The sequence below is a fragment of the Vibrio sp. V42_P2S4T144 genome (assembly GCF_009904715.1).
Taxonomy (GTDB): Bacteria; Pseudomonadota; Gammaproteobacteria; order Enterobacterales; family Vibrionaceae; genus Vibrio; species Vibrio alginolyticus.
Map to the genome: position 1 here is coordinate 1 of NZ_WXWS01000143.1, position 8,669 is coordinate 8,669.

Below are 8,669 nucleotides of genomic sequence, written 5' to 3' on the forward strand. Positions count from 1 at the left end.
CAATATGAACGGCATCATCAGCCTAGCGCCGGGCAGTGTTGGTCCAGCGCTGGCAAACCATATAATTGGCAAAGGCGATCTGCTTAAACTGAGTTCAGAGGTGATTAAGCCGTTCTACAAGCAAAAATCACAACGTGCGGTTGAACTGCTCCAACAAGCAATTACCGATGAGCGATTCCGCATCCACAAGCCGGAAGGCGCTATCTTCTTGTGGTTATGGTTTGATGAACTGCCAATCACAACAATGGAACTGTACCAACGCTTGAAAGCGCGTGGCGTATTGATTGTCCCTGGTGAATATTTCTTTATTGGTCAGCAAGACGAGTGGGATCACGCGCACCAATGCCTGCGTATGAACTACGTTCAAGATGATGAGATGATGCAAAAAGGCATTGCGATTATCGCTGAAGAAGTGGAAAAGGCTTACCGCGAAGGTAAATAGATGGATTGAACTCAGCCGTTCTTCTCTTTGAAATTACGGCTTTAAAATAGCGGATTTGAAAACCCCAAACTAAAAAGAGCGCCCATATGGCGCTCTTTCTCATTCTATAACTGGGTGGTTAACTGATTAGTTGTTCTCAATCAGGTTGTTACCACCGATAGCAATCTTACGTGGTTGCATGGCTTCAGGGATTTCACGAACTAAATCGATATGAAGTAGACCGTTTTCCATTGATGCACCGACAACTTTTACGTAATCCGCTAGCTGGAATTTACGTTCAAAATCACGTTCTGCAATACCTTGGTAAACATAGTTTTTGCCTTCTTCGGCTTTACGTTCGCCCTTTACAATCAACATGTTTTCGTTTTGAGTCAGATCGAGCTGTTCTTCAGCAAAGCCAGCAACGGCCATAGTAATACGGTAGTTGTGCTCGTCTTTTTGCTCAATGTTGTATGGAGGGTAACCGCCAGAAGTATTTTTCGCTGTATTCGCTTCCATCAGGTTTAGCAGACGATCAAAGCCAATTGCATTACGGTATAGTGGTGAGAAATCTACATTACGCATAAATCTATCCTCTTAATTAAGCAATAGTCTTAGTTCAGATGAGTTTCATCCTACTGGCGTGTTTATGCAAAAACCAACGCCGAACTAAGAGATTCTTATCATTCCACTGGCCTTGGTTTGGCTCGGAGACATGATATTGAATCTAAAGGTTTAAGTTGTGTGCTAAAACGCCATATCCTCTTCTGAGCGATCTCGTTTTAGCGATTTCAGAGGGCTGGTCTTCTAGTCTCTAGCAAGCCAGTCACCCTCTTCGTAACTAGATATAAGGTCGTCAAAAATGACTTTCAAGGGAAAAAATAAAAAATTTTTAAAGCATCCACTATCCCCTTGAACAGCTTAGTTCCTCATCACTTCGCGATCTGTGATAAAAAGCCCGCCGTTCTGGGGGGCTCAATCTACACTTTACTTGCGGGAGGATTTACGCGCTTTTACAACGTCCTTTTCTGCCGCCTTTTCCTGCTTTAGTTTGCGCTTTTCTTTTAGACTCAACTGCGGTTGTTTCTTTTCTTTCTTACTCATGACTTCACCTCTATTTATTGGCACAACAGACAACCACACAGCATTTTCTGAGCTGGTGGCTGCGATTGATGAACAATTTCAGTAATCACAAAGCAGCGTCGCTGATTAAAAATTTCCACTTCGAGCGCATCATTTTTAGCTCGACCTAACAGTCGAGACCCCAAATAAGAATCGACCGCGAGCATACCTGTCATGGGTTGCCCCTTACGCGAGCTGACCAATGTCATGCGATATTGATAGGCGCGTTCAACATCCACTAAGCGAACCGTGTCCCCAACCGCAATACGAGCTCGGTTACGGCAATGGGCTTGTTGCTCGCAGATTTCAAATAGCGATAACAACCTTAGTGGTGATTGATAGGTTAAAAAGCGACTGGTTAACCACCAAGTTCGCAGCGCCAAGCAGTACGCTGAGAACCAGCGTTCAAACATGATTATTTCCTTCTTAATGCCTTGTCTTACAAATAAATTCAGTGCATTGAACCGGAAGTGCATCACTTCCGGCTTAGTTCAGGAAAGTCATCACCATTTTCTTAGTCTCCTTATTCATCAGCTCTTCAGCACTATAGCGAGCAGAAAAAAGAAAGCAAAAACGCTCAAGCGAACAAAATGGCGAGAAAAAAAGAAAACAGAAATAAAATGGCAGGCTTGATCGGGTTGTTGGCAGTTAGTACCAGAAAAACATCCGCTTTAGCAGAAAGTGGCGATTTTAGCTGGTGGTACAACAAAAAAAGCAGCGATTTCTCGCTGCTTTTTACTATCACGAACAGTGTCGTTATACGTCTAGGTTCGCTACTTTCAGTGCGTTCTCTTCGATGAAGTTACGACGAGGTTCTACTTGGTCACCCATTAGCGTAGTGAACAGTTGATCTGCACCTACCGCATCTTCAATCGTTACCTGCATCATACGACGAGTTTCTGGGTCCATGGTGGTTTCCCAAAGTTGGTCTGGGTTCATCTCACCTAGACCTTTGTAGCGCTGACGGCTTAAGCCACGCATTGACTCTTTCACTAACCAGTCAAGCGCTTCTGCAAAGTTTGCCACTGGCATAGTACGCTCACCACGTTTGATGTACGCGCCTTCTTCCAGAAGTCCATCAAGTGCTTCTGATAGATCAGCCAACTTGCCGTACTCTTTCGAGTTTAGGAAGTCGATGCTAATTGCATGTTCGTGCGTCACGCCGTGAGTACGAACCACAATCTTAGGCAAGTTTAAGCCTAGCTCTTCGTGCTGCTCAACTTCGTAGCTGTACTGGCTTGCACCCACTTCTTTCGCATTCAGCTGTTCAATAAGCTGCTTCGTCCAAGCTTCCACAACTGATGCGTCATGGCATTGCTCTGGCGTTAGGCGAGGAGTGTAAATCAACTCGTTTACCAAAGCACTTGGGTAGCGACGGCTCATACGTTCCGCCAGTTTAATACCCGCATTGTACTGTTGAACAAGCTTCTCTAGTGCTTCACCAGCCAGTGCAGGTGCTTCTGCGTTTACGTGTAGCGATGCATTATCCAGAGCTAATGATACTTGGTATTGGTTCATCGCTTCTTCATCTTTGATGTACTGCTCTTGTTTGCCTTTTTTCACTTTGTATAGTGGTGGCTGAGCGATGTACACGTAACCACGCTCGATAAGCTCTGGCATTTGACGGTAGAAGAAGGTCAACAGTAGCGTACGGATGTGCGAACCATCGACATCGGCATCGGTCATGATGATGATGTTGTGGTAACGAAGCTTGTCCGGGTTGTACTCGTCACGACCGATACCACAACCTAGTGCGGTGATCAGTGTTGCTACTTCTTGAGAAGATAGCATCTTGTCGAAACGTGCTTTTTCTACGTTAAGAATCTTACCTTTTAGCGGTAGGATCGCTTGGTTCTTACGGTTACGGCCTTGTTTTGCGGAGCCGCCTGCCGAATCACCCTCCACTATGTATAGTTCAGAGAGTGCCGGGTCTTTTTCCTGACAGTCTGCAAGTTTACCTGGAAGGCCAGCTAGGTCTAGTGCACCTTTACGGCGCGTCATTTCACGAGCTTTACGCGCAGCTTCACGTGCACGTGCTGCATCGATGATTTTCGAACAAACCATCTTCGCTTCTGTCGGGTTCTCAATCAGGAACTCAGACAGTTTTTCACCCATTGCAGACTCAACAGCTGATTTCACTTCAGAAGAAACTAGTTTGTCTTTTGTTTGGCTTGAGAACTTAGGATCAGGCACTTTCACCGAAACAACCGCAGTTAGACCTTCACGCGCATCGTCGCCTGAAGTCGCTGTTTTCGCTTTCTTCGAGAAACCTTCTTTATCCATAAAGCTGTTCAATGTACGTGTTAGCGCAGCACGGAAACCAGCAAGGTGAGTACCACCATCACGCTGTGGGATATTGTTGGTAAAGCAGAAGATGTTCTCTTGGAAACCATCGTTCCATTGCATCGCCACTTCAACTGAAATGCCGTCTTCACGCTCAGAGTTAAAGTGGAAGATTTTTTCGATGATTGGCGTTTTGTTGGTGTTTAGGTGATCAACGAACGCTTGAATACCACCTTCATACATGAAGTGATCATGTTTGTCCGCTTCACGTTCATCAACCAATTTGATCGACACACCAGAGTTCAGGAATGACAGTTCACGCAGGCGTTTCGCCAGAATGTCATAGTGGAACTCAGTGTTAGAGAACGTTTCGGCACTTGGCCAGAAACGAATTTGTGTACCGGTTTTATCCGTATCACCCACAACGGCTAGTGGCGCTTGAGGCTCACCATGTCGGTAGGTTTGCGTATGGATATGGCCACCACGATGAATCGTTAGCTCAACTTTCTCTGATAGTGCGTTTACTACTGAAACACCTACCCCGTGAAGACCACCCGATACTTTGTATGAGTTATCGTCGAACTTACCACCCGCGTGAAGAACCGTCATGATTACTTCTGCTGCAGAGACATTTTCCTCTGAGTGGATTTCTGTTGGAATGCCACGACCATCATCGCTAACGGAAACCGAGTTATCCTCATGAATTGTCACAACGATGTCTTTACAGTGACCTGCCAACGCTTCATCAATTGAGTTATCCACCACCTCGAAAACCATGTGGTGAAGGCCGGTGCCGTCGTCCGTATCGCCGATGTACATTCCTGGACGCTTACGTACCGCATCCAGACCCTTCAGTACCTTAATACTCGATGAATCGTAATTTTCAGACATGAGTTTCTCTCTTCTAGTTTGACTCTATCCTGCCATGTTCCACATGAAACAATTTACCGTTATCGTCCAACATATCGGCGATTTGGCTTTCAGTGATAGAGCTTACAAATACTTGTGCGCCCGTCTCTTTTAAGCAGTCAGCAAGACGCTTGCGACGTTGGCTATCTAATTCCGACGCGAAGTCATCAATTAGGTAAATGCATTGTTTACCGGCCATCTCTGTCAGGTGTTGCCCTTGCGCTACACGCAATGCACACACCATGAGTTTTAATTGACCGCGTGACAGAACATCTTCAACGGGCGTTCCGTTCACTTTAATGCGCAAATCAGCTTTGTTTGGGCCACTAAAGGTGTATCCCAATGCCTGATCACGCTCAAAATTCTTTTCTAGTATCTCGTGGTATGGAGTGTCTTTATCCCAGCCACGATAATACTTCAATTGGATCTCAAATTCTGGCAAAAATGTCTGACAGATAGTTTCTGCGACAGTTTTCATCTGCTCGATGTAACTTGCTCGCCATTGGCTGATGTTTTCAGCCAATCCTGCCATTTCCTGATCCCAATAACTGAGCTCACGATAACTATTGGCGGTTTTCAACAACGCGTTGCGCTGCTTGTTCAGGCGCTTGAACCTTCCCCATGCTTGATAAAAAGCGGGCTCGGTATGAAACACGCCCCAATCAATAAACGCACGACGATGTTTAGGGCCATCTGTCAGTAAATCAAACCCTTCTGGGTGTATCAACTGCAGAGGCAGAACTTGTGCCAGCTGCGCTAATTTTTGTCCAGATTGACCGCCTATTTTAACCTCTGTTGAGCCATCACGCTGCTTATTAATGCCGATAGGTAGCTCAAATTGATCCGAGTTCAAAAAACGACCATGAACAAACAGTTCGTCACACTCATTTTGTATCACTCGTCCGGTGAGAGAGCTCTTGAATGAGCGGCCATGCCCGAGCAGATAAACCGCTTCTAAGACACTGGTTTTACCGCTGCCGTTCGGCCCGATAAGAAAGTTAAAGCCTGCTGATAACTCAATATCACAGGCTTTAATGTTTCGAAACTGCTGAATGATGAGACGAGAAAGAGGCATTCAGTTGGCTTATAGACGAATTGGCATCACCACGTACATGGCACTGTCATCGTCGGCATTTTCAATCAACGCGCTAGCGTTAGCATCCGACATCGACACACGTACATTTTCACAACGCAACGTGTTCAGAACATCAAGCACATAGCTTACGTTAAAGCCGATTTCGATAGCGTCACCTTCAAAGGTTACATCAAGCATCTCTTCCGCTTCTTCTTGTTCTGGGTTATTCGCGGTTATGCGCATTTCAGTATCAGCCAGATTCACACGCACGCCACGGAATTTTTCGTTGGAAAGAATCGCAGCACGAGAGAAGGCTTGGCGCAACTCGTCACAACTTGCTATTAGGGTCTTATTGGTGCTCTGAGGCAATACACGGCGGTAGTCAGGGAAACGACCATCAACCAACTTAGAGGTAAAAGTAAAGTTATTCACCTCAGCACGAACATTGGAGCTACCGATCTGAAGTACTACAGGCTGCTCTGGCGCATCCATCAACTTTACTAATTCTTGCACACCTTTGCGTGGCACGATGATTTGCTTCTGCGCAAAGTCTGCACCTAGCTGAGTTTGCGATACCGCCATACGGTGGCCGTCCGTCGCCACGCTGCGTAACGTGGTGCCGTCAATTTCAAACAACATGCCGTTGAGGTAGTAACGAACGTCTTGATTCGCCATCGAGAACTGAGTTTTGTCGATCAGCGTACGTAGATCGGCTTGGCTCAGTGATACTTCCACTTCGCTTTGCCAGTCTTCAATATTAGGGAAATCGTTCGCAGGAAGTGTTGCCAATGAGAAACGGCTGCGACCAGAGCGAACTTGTACGCGATCACCTTCTAATACAAATGTGATGATCGCATCGTCCGGTAAACCACGGCAGATATCGAGAAACTTACGCGAAGGAACGGTAATGCTGCCCGCTTCAAAATCACCTTCTAGCGTCACTTTGCTTACTAACTCTACTTCAAGATCGGTTGCCGTCATCGACAATACGTTCTCTTCTACTTTAAGAAGTAGGTTACCCAAGATTGGCAGAGTTGGTCGGCCACCTAAAGCGCCCGAAACCTGCTGTAGCGGTTTGATTAAATGACTACGTTCAATGGTAAATTTCATGCTTGGCTCTTTACGCTGTCAGCTCAATAAATGATTTGCTTAGAATACCGTTATTCTAACCGATTACGAAGACAGGGTGCGAATCAAGTTAGAGTAATCTTCTTTAATGTCGTGGCTCTCTTCACGCAGCTGCTCAATCTTGCGACAAGCATGAAGTACGGTCGTATGATCGCGGCCCCCAAACGCATCGCCAATTTCAGGCAAGCTATGGTTGGTTAGTTCTTTTGCTAACGCCATGGCCAGCTGACGAGGACGCGCAACAGAACGAGAGCGACGCTTAGACAGCAAGTCCGCTACTTTAATCTTGTAATATTCCGCCACGGTCTTTTGAATGTTATCGATCGTCACCAGCTTCTCTTGTAGAGCAAGCAGATCGCGCAGCGCTTCACGAACAAAATCAATCGTAATTGGACGACCAGTAAAGTTCGCGTTCGCGATAACACGGTTCAGTGCACCTTCGAGCTCACGAACGTTCGAACGCAGACGCTTGGCAATGAAGAATGCCACTTCATCAGCAAGGTGGATTTGGTGATCTTCGGCTTTTTTCATCAAGATCGCCACACGCGTTTCAAGCTCAGGCGGCTCGATCGCAACAGTAAGCCCCCAACCAAAGCGAGATTTAAGACGATCTTCAACGCCATTAATTTCTTTAGGATAACGGTCAGACGTTAGAATGATCTGCTGATTACCTTCCAATAGTGCGTTGAAGGTATGGAAGAATTCTTCTTGTGAACGTTCTTTATTAGCAAAGAATTGGATGTCATCGATAAGGAGCGCATCAACGCTGCGGTAGTAGCGTTTGAATTCTTCAATCGCATTGTTTTGCAGCGCTTTTACCATGTCTTGCACAAAACGTTCTGAGTGCATGTAGACCACTTTTGCGTTCGGGTTGTTATCCACAATCGCGTTGCCCACCGCATGCAACAAGTGCGTTTTACCCAAGCCCGTGCCGCCGTATAGGAACAGCGGGTTGTAAGCAGCTCCAGGATTATCCGATACCTGACGCGCCGCAGCCAAACCCAGTTGGTTCGACTTACCTTCAACAAAGTTGTCGAACTTGTGTTTTGGGTTCATGTTTGAGCGGTGATTGATAGCCGCAATCGCTTGAGCGTCGTCATCCCAGGTTTTGTGTACTGGCTTACGCGCTTGTAATTGTGCAGGTGCAGATGACTCGGCAGCCACATCTGCAGGCGTACGTGTCGGCGCTGGTTTTGGAGCAGAGACAGGTCGGCTCCCCACTTCAAAGCGTAAGTTAGGAATATCGCCACCGCAGTATTCCTGCAGTAAGCGAGTAATATTGTTCAGATACTTATCACGCACCCAGTCCAACACAAAGCGGTTTGGCGCGAATAGAGTGAGAGTATTGTCATTGAGCTCCGCTTGTAGCGGACGAACCCACATGCTGAATTCTGTAGCTGGTAGCTCTTCTTGAAGCTGCTGCAAACATTGCAGCCAAAGCGAAGATGACACGGTGCCCCCACTGAGTAATTGAATTATCGGAAAAGACTGGCAATTTTACCTGTTGATAACCAAGATCGCCAGCGATTGATCGACGATCCAGTGAATAAGATCCAAGTTATTCACAATTATTTCTGCAAACTTGATGAGATCAACACACCTTGCCCCAAATTTGCCCACACAACGATCCACAATTGGGCAAAATTCACAAGATCGAGCGATTGGTGATAAGTCTGTGTATTATTTTATTCCCAATGCTGATTTTGTCGATCATTTCGCTAGGTTCAGTTC

7 protein-coding genes are annotated in these 8,669 nt (G+C 46.2%); 1 reads left to right on the forward strand and 6 read right to left on the reverse strand.

The annotated features are described in order from the left end of the window. On the forward strand, nt 1-442 hold a 442-nt coding region (locus tag CAG68_RS04685; RefSeq protein ID WP_161440832.1), incomplete at its 5' end, for an aminotransferase class I/II-fold pyridoxal phosphate-dependent enzyme. A 126-nt stretch (nt 443-568) separates the two neighbouring features. On the opposite strand, the gene CAG68_RS04690 is transcribed toward CAG68_RS04685, so the two are convergent. The 6 genes from CAG68_RS04690 to dnaA form a co-directional block, all read right to left on the reverse strand. Then, nucleotides 569-1,006 carry an Hsp20 family protein gene (locus tag CAG68_RS04690; protein ID WP_005378857.1) on the reverse strand — a complete coding sequence of 146 codons (438 nt, stop codon included), beginning with the start codon at nt 1,004-1,006 and terminating at the stop codon, nt 569-571. Between the two features lie 533 nt (nt 1,007-1,539). Beyond that, nucleotides 1,540-1,956, reverse strand: a complete 417-nt coding sequence (locus tag CAG68_RS04695; RefSeq protein ID WP_017635594.1) for a GreA/GreB family elongation factor — start codon at nt 1,954-1,956, stop codon at nt 1,540-1,542. Nucleotides 1,957-2,299: 343 nt separating this feature from the next. After that, nucleotides 2,300-4,717, reverse strand: coding sequence for a DNA topoisomerase (ATP-hydrolyzing) subunit B (gyrB, locus tag CAG68_RS04700; RefSeq protein ID WP_005378841.1), 2,418 nt, complete (start codon nt 4,715-4,717; stop codon nt 2,300-2,302). A gap of 13 nt (nt 4,718-4,730) precedes the next feature. Next, nucleotides 4,731-5,810, reverse strand: a complete 1,080-nt coding sequence (gene recF / locus CAG68_RS04705; protein ID WP_005378839.1) for a DNA replication/repair protein RecF — start codon at nt 5,808-5,810, stop codon at nt 4,731-4,733. A 9-nt stretch (nt 5,811-5,819) separates the two neighbouring features. After that, nucleotides 5,820-6,920, reverse strand: a complete 1,101-nt coding sequence (dnaN, locus tag CAG68_RS04710) for a DNA polymerase III subunit beta (RefSeq protein WP_005394106.1) — start codon at nt 6,918-6,920, stop codon at nt 5,820-5,822. Between the two features lie 63 nt (nt 6,921-6,983). Further along, nucleotides 6,984-8,390: a chromosomal replication initiator protein DnaA gene (gene dnaA, locus CAG68_RS04715; RefSeq protein ID WP_005378835.1), complete on the reverse strand. Its 1,407-nt coding sequence runs from the start codon at nt 8,388-8,390 to the stop codon at nt 6,984-6,986. Nucleotides 8,391-8,669 lie beyond the last annotated feature (279 nt).

Coding starts and splice junctions, on each gene's coding strand:
- CAG68_RS04690 (WP_005378857.1), bottom strand. CDS start 1,006: ATGCGTAATGTAGATTTCTCACCACTATACCGTAATGCAATTGGCTTT.
- CAG68_RS04695 (WP_017635594.1), bottom strand. CDS start 1,956: ATGTTTGAACGCTGGTTCTCAGCGTACTGCTTGGCGCTGCGAACTTGG.
- gyrB (WP_005378841.1), bottom strand. CDS start 4,717: ATGTCTGAAAATTACGATTCATCGAGTATTAAGGTACTGAAGGGTCTG.
- recF (WP_005378839.1), bottom strand. CDS start 5,810: ATGCCTCTTTCTCGTCTCATCATTCAGCAGTTTCGAAACATTAAAGCC.
- dnaN (WP_005394106.1), bottom strand. CDS start 6,920: ATGAAATTTACCATTGAACGTAGTCATTTAATCAAACCGCTACAGCAG.